Below are 23,600 nucleotides of genomic sequence, written 5' to 3'. Positions count from 1 at the left end.
TTTAATTAAGTTCTTTATCTAGTCAGAGCACTTGATGCGCTGATTATTATTTTATCATCAGATCCATCATTTCTAGATTTACAACTTACTACCAAAAAAACTTAAAACATACTTTTAGACAAATTAGTTGACCCAAAGTAGTTCATTATAAAACAGAAAAATATGAAATTTCAATTATGAATATTAGTATTATATTGATATCCAAAAAAAAAAGCCCGAACTACTGCTCCCACAGCAATTCGGGCTTCTGTTTATTATTAAAAGGATGATACTACTTCCTCTTACTCCCCACTAAACACTGCCTTATAGTAAGATCTGTTCATGAAAGCGATGTTGTCTAATTTGATTTCTTTCGGGCATTCTGCCTCGCAGGCACCTATGTTGGAGCAGAATCCAAATCCTTCTTTGTCCATCTGTGCAACCATAGCCTGTGCACGTCTGTCCGCTTCCACTTCGCCCTGAGGCAATAAGCCAAGGTGGGTAATTTTGGCAGAGGTAAAAAGCATCGCTGATCCATTGGGACAAGCTGCCACACACGCGCCGCAACCTATACAAGCTGCCGCTTCAAAGGATCGCTCAGCATAGTCCTTGCCTATAGGTAGTGAGTTGCCATCCGGTGCCTGACCTGCATTGACAGAGATATAGCCACCGGCTTGAATGATACGATCAAAGGATGCTCTGTCTACGACAAGGTCTTTGAGTACCGGAAATGCTTTAGCCCTGTATGGCTCCACAACGATAGTTTGCCCATCTTTGAAAAACCTCATGTGCAACTGGCAAGTGGTAGTACCTGAATTTGGTCCATGCGGCTGGCCATCGATCACCAGGCTACAGGTACCACAAATACCTTCTCTGCAGTCGTGTTCAAATGCAATAGGTTCCTTTTTCTGACTCACCAGGTCTTCATTGAGCACATCCAGCATCTCAAGAAAAGACATATGCTCATTGGCTTTGACGGGATAAGTTTCAAACTGGCCTTTTGATGTGTTATTTTTTTGTCTCCAGACCTTTATATTTAGATTCATGTCCATGATTCGACTATTTAATGATTATAACTTTATATGAAGCAAGGTTTACTTTAAATGATGCAAATGTTATTTATAACTTCTTGTTTTAAGTTCTACATTTTCAAAAATGAGCGGCTCCTTGTGCAGCACCGGATTGTTTTCGTCCCATGCCCATGCGGCTACGTAAGCATAATCTGCGTCATTTCGCAATGCTTCTCCATCTTCCGATACAGATTCTTCGCGGAAATGGCCGCCACAGGATTCATTTCTATTAAGTGCATCCAGCATCATCAACTCACCATGTTCCATCAGATCAGCTACCCTAATGGCCTTTTCGAGCTCGGGATTGTATTCTTCATTAGTACCGGGTACGAATACATCGCGATAATACTCCTCTCTCAGTTCGCGGATCATCTGACGACCTTTGATCAGGCCGGCTTCATTGCGCGCCATTCCACAGTATTCCCATACGATCTTTCCTAACCTTCTGTGGAAACTCTCTACAGATTGATTGCCTTTTACATTGAGCAACCTGTCTATCAATGCTTTTGTCGCTTTTTCTGCTTCCAAAAACTCCGGCAAATCATTTTTTATCTTTGGAGTCGATATATCATTGGCAAGGAAGGTACCTATAGTATATGGTATCACAAAATATCCGTCAGCAAGTCCCTGCATCAAAGCAGAGGCACCCAGTCTGTTGGCTCCGTGATCCGAAAAGTTGCACTCACCTGTGGCAAACAATCCCGGAATATTTGTCTCCAGATTGTAATCCACCCAGATACCACCCATGGTATAATGGACGGCCGGGTATATTTTCATCGGCTCTTTATATGGATTCTCTCCGGTGATTTTTTCATACATCTCGAAAAGATTGCCGTATTTGTCAGAAATGACCTTTTCACCCAATACGATGAGTTGTTCCTTTGATGGATTGGAAAGTCCCTGTTTATTGGCTTCCATTTTAGCATACCTCAGTATAGCTTCAGAAAAATCCAGATATACAGCCAGGCCTGTAGGACTGACACCGTGACCTTTGTCGCATTCTACTTTTGCAGCACGCGATGCCACATCACGAGGTACTAGATTTCCAAATGCCGGATACCTTCTCTCAAGGAAATAATCCCTGTCTTCTTCCTTGATATTAACGCCCTTAAGCTTACCCTGTTGTATAGCCAGAGCATCTTCCTTTTTCTTTGGCACCCACACACGACCATCATTTCTGAGGGATTCTGACATCAGGGTCAGTTTGGACTGGTACTCACCTGATACCGGTATACATGTAGGATGTATTTGTGTAAAACATGGATTGGCCATTAAAGCTCCCTTTTTTACTGACTTCCATGCCGCTGTGACATTACACATCATGGCATTGGTAGAAAGGTAAAAAACATTGCCGTATCCACCGGTAGCCAGGATCACTGCATGAGCAGCATGTCGCTGTATTTCTCCTGTGATGAGATTGCGCGCAATGATACCTCTTGCTTTACCGTCTACGACTACCAGGTCCAGCATTTCGTGGCGATTGAACATTTCTACCGTGCCAAGAGATATTTGTCTCGATAGTGACTGATAAGCGCCAATGAGCAATTGCTGACCTGTCTGGCCTCTTGCATAAAAAGTCCTTGACACCTGCACACCACCAAAAGAGCGGTTTTCGAGTAGTCCACCGTATTCTCTTGCAAACGGAACACCCTGCGCCACACAATGATCGATGATCTGGACAGAACATTCGGCAAGACGGTGCACATTGGCCTCACGGGCGCGGTAGTCACCACCTTTGATAGTATCGTAAAAAAGTCTGTGGATACTATCTCCGTCATTGGCATAGTTTTTTGCTGCATTGATACCACCCTGGGCAGCTATGCTATGTGCACGTCGGGGACTATCGTGAAATGTAAAACATTTAACAGCATAACCCAGCTCTCCTAAAGATGCTGCAGCACCAGCACCGGCAAGTCCTGAACCAACTACGATGACTTCCAGTTTTCTTTTGTTGTTGGGAGCTACAATAGGAATGGTGGATTTGTATTTTGTCCACTTTTCAGCTAACGGCCCTGCGGGTATTTTTGAATTCAAGTTCATTCCTTTAGATTTATTTTGCGGTGAAAGGTGTTTTATTGTCTTTAAATTTTGCTTTTTGATGGATACATCAGTCTTAACTATTGACTGACATCAAATATCAAAAAACTATTTTAACAAAAAATGATAAATAGGTATAATCGCATATCCCAATGGAATCAGAATAGAATATGCGACTCCTATGGTTTTTATAGCCGGTGTATATTTTTTATGGTTGATGCCCAGGGTCTGAAAGGCACTTTGAAACCCATGTAATAAATGGAAAGCCAACACAATCAAACCAATAACATAAACCACAACTATGAGAGGGTTTTTGAAAGCTTCTGCTACCCTGAAGTATAAGTCCTTCATTTCTCCTTCGACCCCCGGATATGTAATCATAGGTAATTGATCCAATTTCATCTTGAGCCAGAAATCTCCCATGTGTATCAAAATGAATGCAAGGATCAGAGTACCCAGTAGTGCCATATTTTTGGAAGCCCATGATGTATGCATCGAATGAGATACTGCATATTTCTGCCCTTTGGCATTTCTGTTGTACAAGGCTAAGGAGATACCCACAAAAGCGTGGAGCAAAATAAAGAAGTAATTACCATATGCAATGGTTTTTATTAGAGGGTTGGTAGTCATAAAATGGGCATATACATTGAAAGCGACGCCGCCGTCATCTTTGAGTAATTGCAGATTGCCCAATAAGTGAACTACTAAAAACAGAATAAGAAACAATCCTGTAAGGCTCATCAGCAATTTTTTGCCTATGCCCGAACCAAAAAATGTCACTAACCACTTCATAATGATTTCTAAATTTTTGTGCGACTGCAAATTTATGAAAGTAAAAAGTATTTAAAAGGATTAATACCTTTTATATTGTGCTATTTAGAATAAGTCTATTTTCAGGGTGCAAATATGTCATCAATCAACAACACTTAAAAAACAAGGCAAGCAGCACCTATAACCAAAAAATCTAAAATGATAATCTATTACGACCTCCGAATACTGCATTCTGACCTATGAAACAACATGACCATCCCGTCAGGTGTGCTTACGGTTCATTCACTCAATTGAGTCCCCACTCAATTTTGCTGTCGCACCGTTCAGTCATGCACCATACTGTGTGCAGCCATGCTGTAGTGGTGACTACAGCATAGCTTCACACAGTAAGATTTGTCGCTAAAAGTGCTGATTTTAACTGCCTGGCTCAAAGCGGGCAGGTTGTATTTGATGCTCTCACTACGAATCTCGTTTTAGATATTAAGGTATAACAAAAAGACGAAAAAACAACAAAAGAGAAAGATTCGAACTTAAAGTACAGTTTTATTAACCTTAAAGCCATTAAATAACATTCCATTTCTATCAAAACCCTGGATAATGATGTCAGCTGTATCTGGACGAATCAATAATTCGTCAATAATCATATCTCTTGTGGTAAAATAAGAAATATCTACAGTACAATTTGCATCAACAGGAAAGGTCATTTCAGTTCTGATCCAATCGCCATGTATATCATTACTCCGTCTGGTATCAGGGACTTCTTTATAAATCACTTCTCCATTTTGTCTTTTGACTTCACATTTAAACCACCCCAAACCATATTTCTGATGGTCGATTTTTGTCCAAACGGAAAAAGTATATTTATCAGAAAGCGGGTTTTTGATCGTGTCAAAAAATATTTGGCGGTCTCCTTTGGTAAATTGTTTTGCCCCCTTTCCAAAATAAGCATTTGTGGTAGATTCCTTTTCATAACCATTATAAAAATAAGGTACATTCTTATGTAAAGTATCTCCAACAAGTAGTTTGGCAAATTCATAATACTTATTATTATTTATTTTGCTGATAGGCAGTTTTAGTAAAGTATATCCATTTGGTTCATGAAAAAGCGTATCAGATATCCCTAAAAGAAAATTTTCACCGATTGTCAGGGGTTGATGATCAAATCCTAAAACTATTAAGAGATCTTTCTGATTTGGCAATTTTTCTACTATTGATTTGTGTATTATCGGATTAGCTATTAATTCTACTCTTTCCGAAACTTGACTGACAGACATCCTAGACAACATAGCATTGACCATTGGTAGACCTGTAGCATAAGAAATCTTCATGCTATGGAACTGAGCACTCCAATTAATATCACAGATCAAATTGTCATTCCAAGACATCATTTTTGGTAATGTGAGTATGGCTTGGAAGGAATCTATGACTATATTATTATTTTTTAGAGTTAAAAGAACATCATCTTTATGTTTTCTATTAAAGTGATTCTCATAAATATGATCTCTTATGTTTGGTCTTATAAAAGTGTTTATCTCCCAGTTCCAAATTAAAAATGCCAACATACTAAAAGTAATTGAAACCCAAATTGAAAACTTCTTCATAGCATGATCCAGGAATAAAACAGATAAAATCGTTAAAGAAAAATACATCGCCCAGCCTAATCTTCCTACTGCTTTAAACATTAACAATATACTAAAATTGTCTTCCATCATGTCTTGATCAAAAGGAAGAAAAAGTGTACCTGATGAATACAAAAATAACATTATTGTAGCAAAAATCAATGGTTTAAATTCATTAGGCACACTAAAGGCAACTTTATTTGATTTTACAAAATATAAAATAAACATGGTTAATAATAATATTATACTTACGAGACCAATATACATTAAAGCTTCAAACTGTACTTCCTGAACCTTAAAACCAAAGAACTTGACAATATCTGACATTAATGTTCCATTTGGAGATATATAACCAAAAATGGTAGATTTGTATTCAAAAAATCCCCATTGAATTTTTATCCTGTCATCTACTGGATCGAATATTTTAAAATAAGTAAATGGTAGTAAAAGTCCTAATATACCAACACTAAATATATATAATTTAAATACATTGAAACGATTTCTGACCCAAATGAAAACTCCACTAAAAATCAATATGGAACAACTAATAAATCCTGTGTAAGGATTATTAAATGTTAAGCCTAACAATAGTAAGAAAATAAGAATGTCTATATAATGAAAACCAGGATTTTTTGACCTACGTAAGACCCACAAAAAAAATAAAGGAATAATGAAAAGATATGCTAAACCAAAATGTCCGGAAACTCTAAAAATCTGAGGAGACATGAGTGTTATCAATGGACTAAAAAAAGCAGCGATCAACCCACTAACCCTGAACTCTCTTAATACCTGGTGAACAAAAAAAGTACATAACAAAATTGAAACTGCATTCAACCAATTTATGATTCCAACGGTATAATCGCTGATAACAAATACATACTTATTTATCCAATTCAATAAAATTGCTAGTGCACCTTGGGCATCAGTTAAAAATATTAATTCACCATCAGGATAATTCATGCCTCTAAATATATGACCATCTCCATAGCAGACGTGATAAGCTACATCATAATATATAGCAAGTGCGTCGCCTCCAATACTATGCATGTGGTCGTTTGGATTAATAAAATATACACCATTGATGGAATAGACTAATATTAAACATAAGGCAAGGTTTGGTATTATCCACTTCCAGTCTTCCGATTTAAATATTTGCATTATGCTTCAAATTTTATTTAGAAAACAAATGTATAAAAGTTCCATACTTTATATAGCATACATAATTTTAATTCATGATTTATATAATTATATGTGCTACTGTGATATATCGTTTAGTCCAAAATCTACATTATTGACAACCCAAATTTATTTTGCAAGAACAAAACAAAACTACTATTTTGTGGCTTATTATTAAATCAAGTATCTTGACTAAACTTCAATTATGTTTAATAATGTAAACGTAGACATCAAAGATTCTAATAAATGGTACTTTATAGCTGTTTTGACCTATATTATGTTTTGGACATTGTTACGTGCGCAGTATATAGATATGCCATTTTACTGGGACGAAGCTTGGGTATATGCTCCCGGCCTGAGACATATGATGGAAAGCGGCCCGTCACTTCTGCCTGATGCTATTCCTGAATTTTACTCTCGTGGTCATCCTTTGTTATTCTATTTTTTGGGAGGTATCTGGCTTAAGATATTCGGTACTTCTTTTGTAGCATATCACACTTTTCCGCTTACGATAAGTGTATTGTTTTTGTTTTTTATTTTCATCACGGTGAGAGAATGGACAAACAGTCTGATTGCTATCAGTGTGATGATATTGATAAGTGTAGCAAAAATATTTTACACCGAAGCTGCCAATGTGTTGCCGGAAATACTCGTCGCCCTATTTTTTCTGCTATCTGTACGATATTTTCTGAAAGAAAAGTTGTGGCTTTATATACTTTTTGCTAGTCTGGGCATCATGACTAAAGAGTCTGGAATCGTGATACCTGGTGCTATACTTTGTGGAAATATTTTGTGGAATTTCAAAAATTCTACATCACCATTTAGCAGCGATGCTATTAAAAAAAGTTTGCTAATCCTGGCGCCGATTTTAACATTTTTGATTTTTCTCATCGTCCAATATATATATAAAGGTTGGTTTCTGTTTCCCGAACATACTGGTATGATGATCAAAAAATCAACTGAGTTTGTAGAAAAATTGAATTTTGCTTTCGAATGGTTGCTGGAAGATGGTCAGATATACTGGATGAGTGGATGCTTATCAGTTCTATTAGTTTTCGGCGGTAAGGAGCATCAAAGGACAACTTTATTTATGTCGTTGATTGGTATTTTAATAGCGATGTATGTCATCAAAAATTTTAATAACAATATTGAGTTTATGGCTCTCATGGCATTTGCCATTTTATTGGGATCTATTCATTTGATAGGCAGGACTTTATTTGGTGATACTGATATCAGATTAAAGAAAATTTTACTTATCAATTTTGCAGTGTATTTGACGTATCTTATATTTTGTTCTGTAAACTTTGTAACAGTGAGATATTTGATTACGCTATTGCCCTTTGGATTCTTTTTGTATCTCGTCACTATAAAGACACTATCTCCAAATACTCGGATTTTTTGTGGGGCAGTAGTATTTTTAATTGCAGTACTGGCTCCGGAAAATTTTGCAAAAAACAGGCAAAGCAATCTTATAGCACAAATAGCTTATGTAGAAATGAGATATGACTTAGTCAAAAAGTTGGAAGCCTTACAGACATATGACAGCTCATTTGGTATCAATGATTTTGTCATAAGACGTACTTTACAAGATCCTTATAGTGGTTTTCTATCATCTGCCAAAGTGTTTACAAAAGTTGATTGGTCTGTGGACGAAGGTAAAGAATATATTGTGATCAGCAACTTTGATCCTTATCCTGAATTTGTCAAACAAGGTAATTTTGGATTAGTCCATAAATGGGAGGAAGGAGTCCATTGGATGGAGTTATGGAAAAGAAATAAATAAAGTTTGAATCTTTTTTAGTCATTGTAAGTTTATAGCAAACAGAAAATTGATTGCGAAAATTTGCAATCATAATTATTTAATTTACAATACACTATGATTTAAATTTTTCGCAGAATATTTTCTGTCCACTATAAACTACTATCATGCTTTTCATATTTTACCTTTAGATGTCGGATATCACAACTTTTGGGCTTATGGCTATTACTATTCATCAAAAGTAATGACTTCTACATCATCAATTAACAGTTCTTTATTGCTATCTGCGTGCCAAAACAGGATGTCAACTGTATCAAACGACTTAGGAATCTTAGCATCTAAAAAGATTTCTTTGGATTCGCCATCAGATATAAAACGATGGATTCGTATCATATTGGACTGTATCTCTTTATCTCCTTGGGAAAACTTAATAATAAACTGTGTTTGATTCCATAGATTCCACTCCTTATTCGTGCATGTAAATGTAGCTTTTACCCTTATCCATTTTTTAAATTGATTTTTATATTCTATACGAAGGGTAGGAGAAGACTGGGTTTCCTTATTCAACCTAATTTGTCTATTTTCTGCTATATCCACTATTTGAGCTGATGTGTCATTGTCAAAACTATTTTGATATATCGTTACCGGATTTTGTGGCAAGTCCCGAAATACATGCTTATTGTCCAACAGCTTCTTATCCTCTTCATTTGCAGTCCACCGGCCGACTTTTGCCCAATAATATGCTCTTGACAACTCTAAAGCTTGCACCTGACCTGAATGCGCGTGATAAACCCACCATACATTGAGATAAGCTAACAGCACTAATCCTGGGTATAGAATGAATTGGGACCACTTTTTTTTGCCTGCAACTTCTATCAATGCCGCAAAAGGGAATGCAAGAATTGGATAATATTGCACCATCGCCCGTCCGCCATAATCCCATATATCCCAAGCCGTCACTATATAAAAACTCACCAAAATGAAACCAACGACGGGAATGAGATTTATTTTATTTTTATAGAAAACCCAGAGCCCTACAAAAGGCAAGACCATCATAGGTGTAAATCTTAGCCAACCACTTCGGAAGCTAAGTATGTAATCATAAATATGTGGTTTGAACCAACTGAAACCTTGCTCACCATAACTGTATACGATCCACTCTCCTGTAGCATATTTCCAATAGATAGGTTGTATCGATAATACTATGCTAAACAATAATGCGGCCACTAAAAACTTACTACTATGTCTGATGATAAACGCAACTCTCTCCGATACTGAATTCCAGGAAGTGATACCCCAAAATATAGGTAACAAAACAGATATCAATTCAGTCGGTCTTATCAGAGTAGCTAAACCAGTAAGCAAGCCAATAAAAATTGCGTATTTCCATTGAAATGTTTCATAAAATCTAATAGTAACCCAAAGTAACAAAGTATAAATCGTAAATAATGTGCTGTGAGCCATAGCTTGATCAACAGCTGCATAATTGATATAATTGGTTCCAATGACGTACACTAATAATAATATGGCGACAGTTTTATCTTGGTAAAATGTGAGCAAGACAAGTCTCAAAAAATATAACCCAATCAGAGATAACAAAAACAAACCAACGCCTATAGAAATCTGATATGGATATGAAAACCCGTCGGGTGGATATATAGCGGAAGAACTTGCCCCAAAATGCCCAATTGCAAAAAAAGGTAAACTTATTAGAGCAAGTCCCGAAGAGTACTTCATGACATAATTTCCTGATTTTTCATGAAAAAAAGCTTGCTGGAAATCAGGGGTAGGATGATATTTTTGCAAAATACTATCTTTAAAATGGCACTTTTTGATATCATTGTATATAAATATGGCAGGTAAGTACATATAGTAACCTGAAGCATCCCAAGACAATGTAGCTTCTCCTCCTTCTTTATCCCACCTGGGATAAAATTTAAAAGCAGTGATGGTCACTATCAATACACAAATAAGGAGCGTATATTTTGAAAGTTTGTGCATATAAAGCTACATTTTTAATATATCTGCTGAATAAAGCGCATCCATCTAGTAATCTATGATAATCCGGCTAATTATATGACAGGTCAAATTTTTTCTCTTTAAAAAATAATGTCGTTTAGTTAAGGAATTTTTCTTTGTTTTTACCCTATCTAAATCTTTCCCTTACAACGGAAAGACTTCATAAAGATGTCTTAACTAAACGACATTGCTTAAAACCTAAAAATCTAAAATGAATTTCCTATTCCAGACCAAAATTACTGCATTCTGACCTATGAAACAAGATGACCATGCCGTCAGGTGTGCTGACGGTTCCTTCACTAAATTGAGCTCCCACTCAATTTTGCAGTCGCACCGTTCAGTCATGCACCATAACGATGCTATGATTTGCCGTCAAAAATGCTTATTTTATTGTACTTTTGATCTTCATTACGGAACTCATTTTAGATATTTAGGTAAAAAATAAAAGTTCAAATCAGAAATTTTTAATTACCAGATTCAGCTATTATTTCGCCTTCATCTTCTTGCTCCTGATCTTTATTTTGAGGAGAAATGTGTCTGGACTTCATCTGATGGAAATCGAGTTTTCTTTTGATTTCCTGTGATTCCTTGATGAAATCTTCTCCTTCATCTTCATCATGACCTGTGGATATGATGGCTTGTCCTATTTCTATCACTCGGTCATGCTTATCAAGATATTGGTATATCCTTGCTAAGTTATAATATGCCGCACCTCTCAGGTTTTTTGTATGTTTACTATTGACGGAGGAATATTTTTTTGCGATTCCTTCAAAATACTCTATGACCGGCATCAGATCCTTTTCGATCTGAGTTGCGGGTCTGTTGTATCTCATTTTTGCAAATATAGTTTTCAAAGCTTTAGTTGCATTGTCAAACATATCGAATTCGGGATGGTCTTCTGAATCCAATCTTTTGAATTTCACATTGTATTTGGCGGGTTTATAGCCATAATGATGATTTATAAACCTTGTGACACGTCCTGGAAAATCATTTCTGTATTGATTTTCATGATTCTTTATCTGAATCTGTGCATTGGCCGCATACTCCTTTTGAGCTTCATCAGCAGTAAGATATTCCCGTGTCTGATACGTGAATGTATAATCAAGATTTTCAGTGTACGCCAGAGCTTTGTCAGAATTGATATCGCCGGAATATGAGCCATCGTCTTTTGTGTCCACATTTTTCAAAAACGGGTTGGCGGCCTCCTCTTTTTGCTTTTTTACGATTTTTTTTTCATCCTTTGCCTTACCTGTTTTATTCATTTCGTCCTTGGGCCCGAAGATCCTTATGTCCCCTCTTCCTGTGTTGTTGAGACTGATCCTGTGGTAAGTAGTTTTTGAGATTACCTTTCCATCCTTATCTTTTTTTTCTTCTACCCTTTTGGATGGATTTGGTGAACCTGCAAAAAATCCAGCAATATTTACTTTTACGTCCATTGATGACTTTTTGTCGACCTTTGACCATCCATACAGGTTGATCAGCTCGATTTTATCTCTTGCTATAAAAGATGGATCTCCAGACAGCTTTATCGTGAATGCACGGTCTTCTGCCGCTACGTAATTGACAGGTAAGTCAAGACAACTGATATAGACCCAAAAGTTGTCAATATCAACCTTTTGATTATAGGCTACTGAGCCATATAAGAAGGATACGATGAATATGACATATCTGATTGTCGGCATAATGTTTAGATTTAGAATGCAAAATTATACTTTTTAACCCAACTGACAATTAAATGGACTAAAAATAACATAATGATAATTTAAATCACAATTCGCTAATAATCAAATAAATGCGATCAAATTAAATAATTATGATTATAAATTTTTGAAACAATGTCGTTTAGTTAAAGTATTTTTATTTGTTTTTACCCATCCTAAATCCTTCCCTTAGAAAGGAAGGACTTCATAATATGGTCTTAACTAAACGACATTGATTTTTGAAATCAATATTCTGTTTGGTGTGCATCCTCTGAATGAATTCAATCAAATAATCATTCAATGCTTTTATTGCCAAAGGGATATCCCAATTGGCTTTGTTTCTGGGCTCAACATGATTTGATATTGCTCTTATTTGTAATGAGGGGATTTTCAGCATATTGCAAGTATAAAACACCCCTGCACCTTCCATAGATTCTATATCAGGTTGATATTTTTGCTTTAGCTTTTGGATGGATGACAGACTTCCGCTCACTTTATTGACAGTGACTGATGTTGCGGTACGAATTTGATCCATTGGTTTCCAATCGATTGGATAGAGCCAGGCATCTCTGCAGGTAAGCTCATTTGGATCCATCAGTCCCATCTCAAAGACATCCTGAAAACTGCCATCCGCATGCTCTGCTCCCATATCAGCTATAGTATCACGATATACATTAAAGATAGTGCCTTTTTGAACCTTGGGATCAAACGCTCCTGCTATTCCTGCATTGATGACCAGATCTACTTTGTTGAGCGCGATATATTGAGTAAGATGAAATACGGTATTAAGTAAACCCGGGCCTGTGACCAAAGTTGAGATATTGATACTCGGATCGATAGAAATTTGATGAGCAGATGTCTGGCTGATAGCATAAAAACCAAGAAATGGCTGTATTTCAATTTCAGTAGCAGCTACCAAAAGTATATTCATGGGACCATGTTATTGACTAGGATACTAACTACAATCCTGACAACAGAATTACCAGTCCGAATCGTCTTTTTCAGATTTTCCATCTTGAGAAGCTTCCCATTCAGCTTGTCTTTTTTCATATTGGTCATAATCAAAATCAGGCATCAGGTCTTTTTTTACATGATCGATAGTTTCCTGAAGTTGGGCAAGAAACCGATTAAAATCTTCTTTGTAAAGAAATATTTTATGTCTTTCGTAGCCATCAGAATCACACTTTTTTGTGCTTTCAGTAAGTGTGACATAATAGTCCTCACCTTTGGTCTTTCTGACATCAAAAAAATATGTACGCCTTTTTCCAGCTTTTATTTTTGCGGTATAGACACTATCAAATTTACCCCTTTCGTCTCGTTCCACTTTAAGTATTTTTTATATATGATAGGACAAATATAAACAATGTTTAGAATCATCAAAATTTTTATTTGTTTTTTTTCTAAACCGGATAATTTTGATGCATCATTTGTTGACGGAAGATACTACTGTAAAATCCTGATTGATTGACCAATTCTTCGTGTGTTCCTTCTTCAGCTACAATCCCATGATCCAGGACGATGATCTTATCATAATTGAGTAGGTTGTTGGCTCTGTGAGTAATGATGACAGCTGTTTTGTCCTTCAATGATTCCTGAAAGTATGAAAGAATGGTCTGTTCGGTAGCGGTATCTACTGCAGACAAAGCATCATCCAGGATCACAATATCAGGTTTTTTGATAAAAGCACGCGCTATAGATACCCTCTGTTTTTGGCCTCCGGATAAAGTAACTCCTCTCTCTCCTACCATTGTGTCAAATGTATCTGGCAATTTTGTGATATCTTCATAAACTGATGCGTGGCGGGTATAATTCTCAACTTCTTCCAAATCTGCCTCAGGATGTCCGAAAGCAACATTGGCCTTGATAGTATCTGAAAATAGAAATACATCCTGAGGTACATTGGCAATTCTATCTCTGAGAACAGAAATATTATGTTCTCTTATATCTTTTCCGTCAATCAAAATCTGTCCATCAGTGACGTCAAACATCCGGGTTAATAATTCTGCAATGGTAGTCTTTCCCGATGCAGTTTTGCCCATGATAGCCATTTTTTCGCCCTTTTTTAGAGTGAAGCTTACATTTTTTAATGCTTGTATTCCGGTATTGGGATAAGTAAAGCTTACATTTCGGAACTCGATTTCACCTCCTATCTGATAGCTTTCAGAACTACTATTGGTGATTTCTGATTTGATGTTCATGATTTCATTGATCCTCGTTTGTGATGCTTCAGCTTCTTGTATGACTGAGGCAATCCAGCCGATCGCCGTCACCGGCCAGGTCAACATGTTGACATAAAGAATAAACTCTGCAATATTTCCCGGGGTAAGATGGCCGGAGTACACCCTATAGCCACCTACCATGACCACTAGCAGTGTACTCAATGCTATCAGTAGCGTCATCAAAGGCTGGAAGTAGGACTCGATCTTGGCAAGTGCCAGTGAACGGTTTTTGTACTCTTCACTCTGAGCTTCGAAAAATTCAGAAAACTGGTCTTCCTTTACATATGATTTTACTACCCGGATACCAGAATAAGTTTCTTGAGTGGTATTGCTCAAAGCTGAAAGTTGCTGTTGTATAAGTGTACTTTTTTCATTGATCAGATTGCTTACGTAGTAAATAGATATCGAAAGGATAGGAAGAGGCAGCAATGCAAAAAGTGTCAAAACTAAATCTACCTGCAACATGGCGTATATCGTCATGATAAACAATGAAATCAGGTTAATCCCATAAAGTAATCCCGGACCGAGATAGTTTCTTACCTTCGAAACATCTTCAGAAATTCTGGCCATGATATCTCCCGTCTGATACTTTCTGTAAAAAGTCTGATCCAAAGTCTGGAGATGTCCATAAATTTCCTTTCGCATATCATACTCAATCAATCTCGACATGACGATGATGGTTTGCCGCATAAAATACATGAGTAATCCCTTGAGTATCACATAGCCAGTGACAACCAACCCAAAAATCAATAATGCATGACCCAGCTCATCATAAAATGCATCCTTTAGAGACGGATTGATTTCCTTGTAAACAGCAATTTTTTGCTGAACAAGGTCCAGAGCCTCTCTCACTTTCTGGGGAATCAGTATAGCATAATAATTGGAACCCGTGACGAAGAGGATACCGAGGATAAGATGCCACTTATACTTTACAAAAAATCTGTTGAGAGTAAATAATTGCTTCAATTGAGCTAAGAATTAAGAATTACTAACATCCGTCGGCCCGAAACTGTTTAGTAATGAGCCGATAAATTCATAGTCTGATACTTTGGTCCAAAATTTTAATACTTCAATGTTTACATTATCACTGGTGTGTATAACAAATTGCACCAATATTTAAATGCGCTGCTACCCTCATTCTCTAAAGAGCCTGTCAAGCTACGCTTAAGCCGCCCCACCCAATATTTTCCATCAACGGGCTGATCTCCCCTTTAGGGGAATGAGGGTAGCGGGCAGTTTAAACAATTTTAGTGCAAAAATGGGAACCCCAGCTATTGTAATATATTTTTGATATATAGGCTTCTTTCTTAGGAAGGACAAGTTAGTAACAAATTTCTTTATTAGAGAAAATAACTTCTATTTTGTTATACACACTTATCACTGCAACTTAACGGCCTTATTTCTCAGCAAGTGATCCACCAATACAAGGGCAGCCATAGCTTCTACTATAGGTACGGCGCGCGGCACTACACATGGGTCATGACGTCCTTTACCATCAGCAACAGCCGTATTCCCCAGAGCATCAACGGTATCCTGACTTTGTACAATAGTGGCCACAGGCTTGAATGCGACATTAAAGTTGATGGGCATGCCATTGCTTATGCCGCCCTGGATACCACCTGAATGATTGGTTGAAGTCACTATTTTTCCTCCTACATTGACAAAAGAATCATTATGCTCTGAACCTTTCATGCGCACACTTTCAAATCCTGACCCATATTCAAAACCTTTGACTGCATTGATGCTGAGCATGGCTTTACCCAGGTCTGCGTGCAACTTATCAAAAACAGGAGCTCCAAGTCCTGGAGGGCACCCTGTGATAACACAAGTCACCATTCCACCGACAGTATCTCCGGATTTTTTTACTTCCATGATCAGATCGATCATTTGCTGCGCTATCACTGGATCCGGACAGCGGACGATGTTGCCTTCAATGGTTTCAAGATTCTGATCATACAGGTGCGGTAGCCTGATATGGCCGACCTGACTTACATAGGCAGTGATCCTGACACCGGCATCCTGCAATATGGTCTTTGCGATCGCTCCGGCTGCTACACGTGCCGCAGTCTCTCGTGCTGAAGAACGACCACCGCCTGCCACATCCCGTATGCCATATTTGGTATGGTAGGTATAGTCAGCATGGGATGGTCTGAATATATTTTCGATGTGGCTGTAATCTTTGGATTTTTGGTCGGTATTGGGTATAAATATACTGATGGGTGTTCCTGTGGATACTCCATTTAAAGTGCCGGACTGAATGACAAATTTTTCATTTTCTTTGCGTTGGGTGACGATTTTGGATTGCCCCGGTTTCCTTCGGTCTAATTCAGCCTGAATAAAGTTCTCATCTATCCTGATACCGGCAGGACAACCATCTATGATTAATCCTATACCTTTACCATGCGACTCTCCGAAAGTAGTCACCCTGAATATTTCGCCGAAAGTATTTGCTGCCATGGTGCAAAGGTAGAAAAAAACGCCCAAAACGAAAAAAATTCGTTTTGGGCATTTTATATTGCTTGATAATAAGGTCAATACTTACTGAATAGTACCGGTACCTGCTTTGAAGTCAAGTTTTATGGTAGTATTACCACTTGCTTTAGATTTAACTCTAGCCTGATCATTACCTTTACCTCTATATTCAATTTTACCATTCAGTACGATGAATTCTGATTGCCACCAGTCAGAAGCTTTGTCACCTTTTTCATTTTTCATGGTAGGTGAAGTTACGTGCATTCTGATTTCTTTATCAGCTGTTAATGCCTTGGTAATATTGATATCTGTACCTACTGTAAATTTATTGGCAGGGTTAGCAGCATCCCAATTAGCTACAGCATCACCTATTAAAAATACATTTGGAGCTACCACTTCTATGGTTTCAGTCTTTAAGTTGACGACAATCATGTAGTATCCAGTAGCACCGGTAACAGGTACATTATCACCTCCTTTTTTGTAAACACCATTTACTGGAGCTGATTTGTCCTGACCAAAATCACCTTTCCAATCCTGAACAGGAGAGAATTTAAATCCTTTGTCTTTTTCTAACCAAACGATTCTCCAGAAGAGATGAGGATTTGAATGAACCGGAATCAACTGAATATCATTCTTTTTCCATTCCCAGCCGCCTACGCCATCACCGATCACATAAAGATTGTCAGGATATGCAGCCAGTATAGGACCTTCACCCGTTTTAGTAGCAGTAGCTTTATAGCCCACTCCTGCTTCCCAGATGAGTTCTACGGTATACTCACCATATACATCATTTTTGATATTGTCGCCACCTGCAACAAGCGCGCTAAGTGTACCACCTAAGTTAGTATTAACTTTGACTCCCTTCTGCCCTCCACCTAAATCTAGATTCGCATCCAGTTCAATTTTCCATCCACTGGAATAACGGAATTTCCACTCATTTTTAAGCAATACCAATTTCTCTACTTTGAAAGAAATTTTGTTGAGATCAAAAGCACTTTGTGTCATTGCTGTACTACCGCTCCAACCATCTGGAGTTGCACCACCGATGACGCCCCACTTCACTCTTGCCATGGTTACTTTTTTAACACCAAAGTCCACAACAATGTGATACAACCCATCTTCAGGAACAGTAAACTTGCTCGCACTTGCAGCCAGATTGCCTTTCCAAAGTCCATCCTTAGGATCATCAACTCCTGGGGTTGCTTCAAGTTTCCAGTCGGATCCTGGTCCGTACACAGTCTGAGTGGTACCTTTCACATCTATTATGTTGAACCCATCAGTACCTTTCTTAATAGCCATAAATACCTCCAATAGTTCAGGTCTGTCCTTCTGCAGGACTTCATTTCTGGTAACTTTGAAGAGTGCTTTGGTGCTGAATTCAGCAAATGCAGTACCTGCTCCTTTAATATATACACCATCTTCCACTTTTGGAGTAGGGGTAACATCATCAGGATCATCATCACTGCAGCTAACAAAAACAAAACTCATCAATAATAAAATCGAGAGTGTTTTGGATAAAAAATTCAATTTTAAAGACTTCATGATTTAATATTTATACAATTAATAATTAGATAAAATTACAAAATTAATTAGCTAAATTTGGATTAGCATCTATTGCCCACTGTGGTATAGGAAAGGTTGTTCTTTTTGAATCAGAAGCTGGTTTTTCCCACCATGCATCCAAAAACCTACCAAAACGTATTAAGTCTTGTCTTCTGTGTCCTTCACAAAACATTTCCCTGCCTCTCTCAGCCAAAATCATTGGTAAAGTGGCATTGTTAAAATCAGAGACTTTGGCTCTTTTTCTTACCTGATTGATAAATTGATCTCCGTTTTTACCTTGTCTCACTAATGCTTCAGCCTTCATCAAGAGCACATCTGCATATCGGAATAACGGAAAATCATTGCTCAGGTTTTGAAGAGCTCCTTTTTTTATCTCAAATTTACCAACTCTAGCCCCAGACATTCTTATTTGCTGGAAAGAAAAAGAACCATCAATGATCAGTTTTGGAATTTTAGGATTGATCACTACCGGAGCTCCGGCAGTTCCATCAAACAAAGCCTGGCCTTTGGAGTCAAACTGTGGACCCACTATAAAACCCTTTTTCCTGGCATCAATATCTTCAAATGTATTGTAATGATCTTCTATTGCTCCAAAACCATTCCAGGTTCCAACCGGCATATCATAAGTAAGATTGTGCTGATAATGCAAGGTGCGCATATGTAGTCTGAAACCCTGAAGATTTTTTTCATCAAAAGGTATTGTGAAAATGTTTTCAGGAGAATTTTCATTATTGGTTTTGAAAGGCCCCAATGCATCACTTTCCAAAGTATATGTATTGCTGAGTATGACACTGTCGCAATATCTTTCAGCGTCAGCCCATGCAGGTGTTCCTGTATAAATACCGGCATTGAGATACAATTTTGCAAGCAATGTATAAGCCATACCTTTGGAAACCGCAAACTTCTGAGCTGAAGCAGGCAATGAAGGCAAACTCTCTCTGACGTCCTTTACAATAAAGTCATAAATTACTTTTCTATCAGTCTTTTTGGGCTGTTTGTCAGCTTTTGAAAATGAAGTCACTAATGGCACATTTCCGTAATTATCAATAAGAAGATAATAATAAAAAGCCCTCAAAGTTTTCAATTTTGCTACGGTGACAAGGTCTTTACTTCCTTCCAGCTCATCAATAGCTCTATTGGCTTCTGTCACACCATCATAAAGATTTGACCACATGCTATTGACAGCATCTATATTGTTGGTCCATTGGTGCTGATGCAGCAAATACCATTTGCCACCATCTTCCCAGTCTGTGAGCCTTACCGGAAAAACTATTTCATCACTTGTCACTTCCTGAGCCCAAAACCACCAGCCGGCATCATCAATTAAGTCACTCAATTCCCTATAAGCAGGAAGGACCTTAAGTGCTGCCTGATCTGCGTTTTCAGGGAATCTGTCACTCGGTATTCTATCATAAATATTTTCTTCCAGGTTAGTACAAGCAAATGTGCTTGTTAAAATAAATAACACTAAAAACTTTTTCATATCTTGAAAAATTTATTATTTTTTTATTAAATTAAAGTTTAGCATTCAGTCCAAATGTGATCGTTCTGGTACGTGGATAAACATCATACTGATCTCTACCAAACTCAGAACCACCAAATGATATTTCAGGATCTATTCCCTTATAGCCGGTGAACAAAAGAAGGTTTGTTCCTGTTGCATAAAATCTTACATTTTTTATAAACTTGTTTTTCACAGGAATATTGTACCCAACTGAAACATTGTCCAATCTTACAAAACTGGCATCTTCCAGATAATAGCTACTCAGTGTAGGATTGGATGTAAGACCTTTGTCAAACTCGGTTAAAGCGTCCTGAAGAACATTTAGAGTCGGAAGATCCGCAGGATTGCTAAATACCATTCTGGTGACGTTCAACACATCGTAACCAAAGATCCCTCGTAATGAAAAACTGATATCTACATTTTTTCCAATATTAAAAAAGTTAGACCATCCAAGCTGAAAATCAGGCTGAGCACTACCTACAACTCTTCTCTCTGCTTTTGATACATCTCTGGTCACCCCTCCTGCAGCAGTTAAGAATAAAAATTTGCCATCATCGCTCAAGCCAGCAAATTCCGGCATTACAAATGTACCCACTGCGAGACCTGGTCTGATCACTTGAGCATTATTAATACCACCTACCAATCCTCTACCTGAGACAAATAGAGTCGGAATTTCTCCTAACGGAAATTCTTCATTACCCAAAGAGACCGTTTCCTGCCTGTTGGTGCTGAATGTTACAAGAGATTTCCATTTCAGATTCTGCTTATTTATTGCAAAATATTGGGCTGTAAGTTCTATACCCTGGTTTTTAATCTCTCCTGCATTACCTATTGTAGTTCGTTGTTTATTTGGTGGTACCGGTACCTGAAATCCATATACCAGGTCATAGGTGCGTCTTTGATATAATTCGATAGAGCCAGAAAGCTTACTATTCCAAAGACCAAAGTCAATCCCAAAATTTGTTTCAGCGTTGGTTTCCCATTTCAGATTTGGATTTGGGTTGGTACCACCTGAGACAACATAATTGATAACTTCAGCCCCTGTTTCCGGATTTATTGCAACTCCTCCCGGTCCGAATAAAATTTTCTCAGCGTCACTTGGAATATTCTGATTACCAGCCAATCCATAACTTACTCTGAGTTTTAGCAAGTCCAATACCTTCTGATTTTTCATAAAAGGTTCTTCAATGATATTCCATCCGAAAGATGCTGAAGGGAACCAACCCCAATCATTGTTGGCACCAAACTTACTCGACCCGTCCCTTCTCAAGCTAAGTGATGCCAGATATTTGCCCTGATAATCGTACATGGCACGTGAGAAGAATGAAATCAATAAATCCTCTCTTTTATATCCGAAAGGCCTATCTGTTTCTAAATCAAGGAAAGTTCCAAGATTATTAGCACCAATATAGTCTGAAGTAGCATTTCTGGCTGAAACACGAAATCCATTGAATTGATCTATTTGCCATGAATATCCTCCCATCAATGAAAAATTGTGTTTCTCTTTGAATGTATTTACATACGTCAAGGTACTTTCTAAAAGTCGGTTGTTTTTGTTATTGTATGACCTTCGACCAAAACCGCTTGTTTGATTGGATGCAGTAGACTTAGGTTCAAAGTATATTGATTCATCATCATCTCTGGTATAAGCTAAATTCACCCATCCTTTTACATTTTTATGGAAGTTTACATCTACGGAGATATTTCCGAGCAGTCTTTTGGCATCTCTTTCATTTTGAATGTCGTTTATGATGGCCAAAGGATTGAAATACTGGAAAGATCTATCTGTTTCGTAGAAGGTACCATTGTCATTGTGCGTTTTGTCAGTAGGAGATCTTCGGAGAGCCTGATAAATTACATTGGTCGGTGATGAACCTCCGCCATAATTGATATAATCATTTTTTTCTATCGTTCCCGCTAATCTTGTGTTGATGGTAACAACATCATCAAAAGCTTTCTGAGTATAGTTTAGTCTTGCGATATTTCTGGTTTTTGAAGACCCTTTGATGACTCCCTCTATATTCATATGAGAAATAGAAGCTCTGAAACTTGCATTTTTTGTTCCATTCATAAAGGACAAGTTGTGATCTTGGGTCAATCCTGTTCTGTAAATTTCGTCTTGCCAGTCCACGTTTGCACCATTATCTATAAATGTTCGTCCCGTTTTTTTAGCAAAATCTCTTATTTGATCACCCGTCAATAGGTCATATCTTCTCGCAACATTGTCTATAGATACCTGAGATGAATAATCGATGACTAAGTTATCTCCTTCTTTTTTAGAAGCACTTTTTGTAGTGATGATGACTACACCATTGGCACCTCTTGATCCATATATAGCCGTGGAAGATGCATCTTTCAGTACGTTGTAAGATTCAATATCGGAAGGAGCAATCGTAGTGGGGTCTACACCCGGTACACCATCCACGACAAATAATGGTCCTGTGCCTGAGGTAAAACTTGAAGCACTCCTGATATTTACTGAAAAACCACTGTTGGGGTCACCACCTTGTTTTGAAATGGTAACACCGGCAGCTTTACCCTGAAGGCCTTCTATCGGATCAGAAAGACGACCTGTGTTGAGCTCACCAGAATTTACTGAAGTTACAGCACCTGTTTTGTCTGACTTCTTGATGGTACCATAACCTATAACCAAAACTTCTTCGATGATTTGACCGGGTGAAAGTAGTATAGTATACTCACTTTCATTGGTTAAATTTAATACATAAGTGGTGTAACCTGTGTAACTAATTTCAATCGTCTTGTCTGTACTGGCCACATCCAGAGTAAAAGCCCCATCCAGATCAGTAATAGTACCGATAGAAGTACCTGGGATAAGAATATTGGCGCCTATGAGTGTTTCATTGTTTGAAGCATCTTTAACTACACCTTTGATAGTTTTTTGCGAAAATGCAGCTGATGCGCTAAAAAACAATGCCGCCAAAATTAAAATAAAACTTTTAGATTTTAACTTGATTTCCATGTGTTTATTATTTTGTTTTTAAAGCCATATCTTTAATAGCACAAACCATGAAAATCAAATAAAATAAAGGATACATCCGACCCTAAACGTTTCATGTGGCTAATAATTTAAAAAATCATCGTGTCAAAATGACACTTTTAAATTTTCCGTAAAGATACTACTTTAACTTTACTTAGTATATCAATAGAACGAAAATTTTTACCATTTTGCCACTTTTTATTTAACTTTTTTTTAAGATTTTATACGAAGACTTTACTGAAAAATACATCAATTCAATTACTTATTGAATATAAATAAGATATACATATGATATTATTTAATATATTCTGTATAACCGAAAGATAAATTGCATTAAATTTTCTGATTGTAAAACAAAAATATTCTGTTTTTCGCTAAAACATAGTAATCCAAACATACTCTTTCACCTACTCTGTTCCGAGTCTGTATAACAAACTGCACAAATTCATATTTTCTTCCTCGCTACCCTCATTCCCTAAAGAGCCTGTCAAGCTACGCTTGAGACGACCCACCCAAATTCAACCACGTTTTTTACCAATTATTAAAAAGAACACTGAAAAAGTGCTGTTATACACACCTACTCCGAAAAAAGAAAATGAAAATCATTAATTTGCCTATCTTTGAACTTAATTCTCAAAAAGGATCTTTCAGATATTATCAATTTTAACAAAAATTGCAATTATATATAGTGTGGAGAAATACTAGTTTAAGCTT

Annotated in this window: 14 protein-coding genes; 1 reads left to right on the top strand and 13 read right to left on the bottom strand. The window is 37.3% G+C overall.

The genetic code is table 11. The features are described 5' to 3' along the window. Positions 1–281 precede the first annotated feature (281 nt). From IPK35_18950 to IPK35_18935, 4 genes are all read right to left on the bottom strand, one after another. Positions 282–1,025: a succinate dehydrogenase/fumarate reductase iron-sulfur subunit gene (locus IPK35_18950; protein ID MBK8055288.1), complete on the bottom strand. Its 744-nt coding sequence runs from the start codon at positions 1,023–1,025 to the stop codon at positions 282–284. A 69-nt stretch (positions 1,026–1,094) separates the two neighbouring features. Next, positions 1,095–3,089 (bottom strand): fumarate reductase/succinate dehydrogenase flavoprotein subunit, encoded by a 1,995-nt coding sequence (locus IPK35_18945; protein ID MBK8055287.1) that lies wholly within the window; start codon positions 3,087–3,089, stop codon positions 1,095–1,097. Between the two features lie 105 nt (positions 3,090–3,194). Next, positions 3,195–3,878, bottom strand: coding sequence for a succinate dehydrogenase cytochrome b subunit (locus tag IPK35_18940; protein MBK8055286.1), 684 nt, complete (start codon positions 3,876–3,878; stop codon positions 3,195–3,197). Positions 3,879–4,387: 509 nt separating this feature from the next. Continuing rightward, positions 4,388–6,634: a hypothetical protein gene (locus IPK35_18935; protein MBK8055285.1), complete on the bottom strand. Its 2,247-nt coding sequence runs from the start codon at positions 6,632–6,634 to the stop codon at positions 4,388–4,390. Positions 6,635–6,857: 223 nt separating this feature from the next. Between IPK35_18935 and IPK35_18930 the strand changes: the two genes are divergently transcribed. Continuing rightward, positions 6,858–8,435: a glycosyltransferase family 39 protein gene (locus IPK35_18930; GenBank protein MBK8055284.1), complete on the top strand. Its 1,578-nt coding sequence runs from the start codon at positions 6,858–6,860 to the stop codon at positions 8,433–8,435. Between the two features lie 204 nt (positions 8,436–8,639). Here IPK35_18930 and IPK35_18925 read toward each other — a convergent pair whose 3' ends face one another. The 9 genes from IPK35_18925 to IPK35_18885 all read right to left on the bottom strand — a co-directional run bounded on the left by IPK35_18925 (position 8,640) and on the right by IPK35_18885 (position 22,868). Next, positions 8,640–10,412, bottom strand: a complete 1,773-nt coding sequence (locus IPK35_18925) for a hypothetical protein (protein MBK8055283.1) — start codon at positions 10,410–10,412, stop codon at positions 8,640–8,642. Positions 10,413–10,894: 482 nt separating this feature from the next. Continuing rightward, positions 10,895–12,112: a hypothetical protein gene (locus IPK35_18920; protein ID MBK8055282.1), complete on the bottom strand. Its 1,218-nt coding sequence runs from the start codon at positions 12,110–12,112 to the stop codon at positions 10,895–10,897. A gap of 223 nt (positions 12,113–12,335) precedes the next feature. After that, positions 12,336–13,061, bottom strand: coding sequence for a futalosine hydrolase (gene mqnB, locus IPK35_18915; protein ID MBK8055281.1), 726 nt, complete (start codon positions 13,059–13,061; stop codon positions 12,336–12,338). Between the two features lie 48 nt (positions 13,062–13,109). Then, the gene (locus IPK35_18910; GenBank protein ID MBK8055280.1) at positions 13,110–13,463 is read right to left on the bottom strand and encodes a DUF3276 family protein; all 354 of its coding nucleotides are present in this window, start codon (positions 13,461–13,463) and stop codon (positions 13,110–13,112) included. 67 nt (positions 13,464–13,530) lie between these two features. Continuing rightward, a complete protein-coding gene (locus tag IPK35_18905) occupies positions 13,531–15,315 on the bottom strand; it encodes an ABC transporter ATP-binding protein (protein MBK8055279.1) in 1,785 nt (594 codons plus the stop codon). A gap of 411 nt (positions 15,316–15,726) precedes the next feature. After that, positions 15,727–16,806: a chorismate synthase gene (gene aroC / locus IPK35_18900; GenBank protein MBK8055278.1), complete on the bottom strand. Its 1,080-nt coding sequence runs from the start codon at positions 16,804–16,806 to the stop codon at positions 15,727–15,729. 81 nt (positions 16,807–16,887) lie between these two features. Then, entirely contained in the window at positions 16,888–18,363 is a 1,476-nt protein-coding gene (locus IPK35_18895; protein MBK8055277.1) for a SusF/SusE family outer membrane protein, read from the bottom strand. Between the two features lie 43 nt (positions 18,364–18,406). Next, entirely contained in the window at positions 18,407–19,867 is a 1,461-nt protein-coding gene (locus IPK35_18890) for a RagB/SusD family nutrient uptake outer membrane protein (protein MBK8055276.1), read from the bottom strand. Between the two features lie 31 nt (positions 19,868–19,898). Then, positions 19,899–22,868: a SusC/RagA family TonB-linked outer membrane protein gene (locus IPK35_18885; GenBank protein MBK8055275.1), complete on the bottom strand. Its 2,970-nt coding sequence runs from the start codon at positions 22,866–22,868 to the stop codon at positions 19,899–19,901. Between the last annotated feature and the right edge of the window lie 732 nt (positions 22,869–23,600).

Source organism: Saprospiraceae bacterium, assembly GCA_016713025.1.
Lineage (GTDB): Bacteria > Bacteroidota > Bacteroidia > Chitinophagales > Saprospiraceae > OLB9.
This window is presented reverse-complemented; position numbering and strand designations above follow the sequence as displayed.

What these genes read in the sequence shown, in the direction of transcription:
- IPK35_18950 (MBK8055288.1), bottom strand. Translation starts at nt 1,025, where the DNA reads ATGAATCTAAATATAAAGGTCTGGAGACAAAAAAATAACACATCAAAA.
- IPK35_18945 (MBK8055287.1), bottom strand. Translation starts at nt 3,089, where the DNA reads ATGAACTTGAATTCAAAAATACCCGCAGGGCCGTTAGCTGAAAAGTGG.
- IPK35_18940 (MBK8055286.1), bottom strand. Translation starts at nt 3,878, where the DNA reads ATGAAGTGGTTAGTGACATTTTTTGGTTCGGGCATAGGCAAAAAATTG.
- IPK35_18935 (MBK8055285.1), bottom strand. Translation starts at nt 6,634, where the DNA reads ATGCAAATATTTAAATCGGAAGACTGGAAGTGGATAATACCAAACCTT.
- IPK35_18930 (MBK8055284.1), top strand. Translation starts at nt 6,858, where the DNA reads ATGTTTAATAATGTAAACGTAGACATCAAAGATTCTAATAAATGGTAC.
- IPK35_18925 (MBK8055283.1), bottom strand. Translation starts at nt 10,412, where the DNA reads ATGCACAAACTTTCAAAATATACGCTCCTTATTTGTGTATTGATAGTG.
- IPK35_18920 (MBK8055282.1), bottom strand. Translation starts at nt 12,112, where the DNA reads ATGCCGACAATCAGATATGTCATATTCATCGTATCCTTCTTATATGGC.
- mqnB (MBK8055281.1), bottom strand. Translation starts at nt 13,061, where the DNA reads ATGAATATACTTTTGGTAGCTGCTACTGAAATTGAAATACAGCCATTT.
- aroC (MBK8055278.1), bottom strand. Translation starts at nt 16,806, where the DNA reads ATGGCAGCAAATACTTTCGGCGAAATATTCAGGGTGACTACTTTCGGA.
- IPK35_18895 (MBK8055277.1), bottom strand. Translation starts at nt 18,363, where the DNA reads ATGAAGTCTTTAAAATTGAATTTTTTATCCAAAACACTCTCGATTTTA.
- IPK35_18890 (MBK8055276.1), bottom strand. Translation starts at nt 19,867, where the DNA reads ATGAAAAAGTTTTTAGTGTTATTTATTTTAACAAGCACATTTGCTTGT.
- IPK35_18885 (MBK8055275.1), bottom strand. Translation starts at nt 22,868, where the DNA reads ATGGAAATCAAGTTAAAATCTAAAAGTTTTATTTTAATTTTGGCGGCA.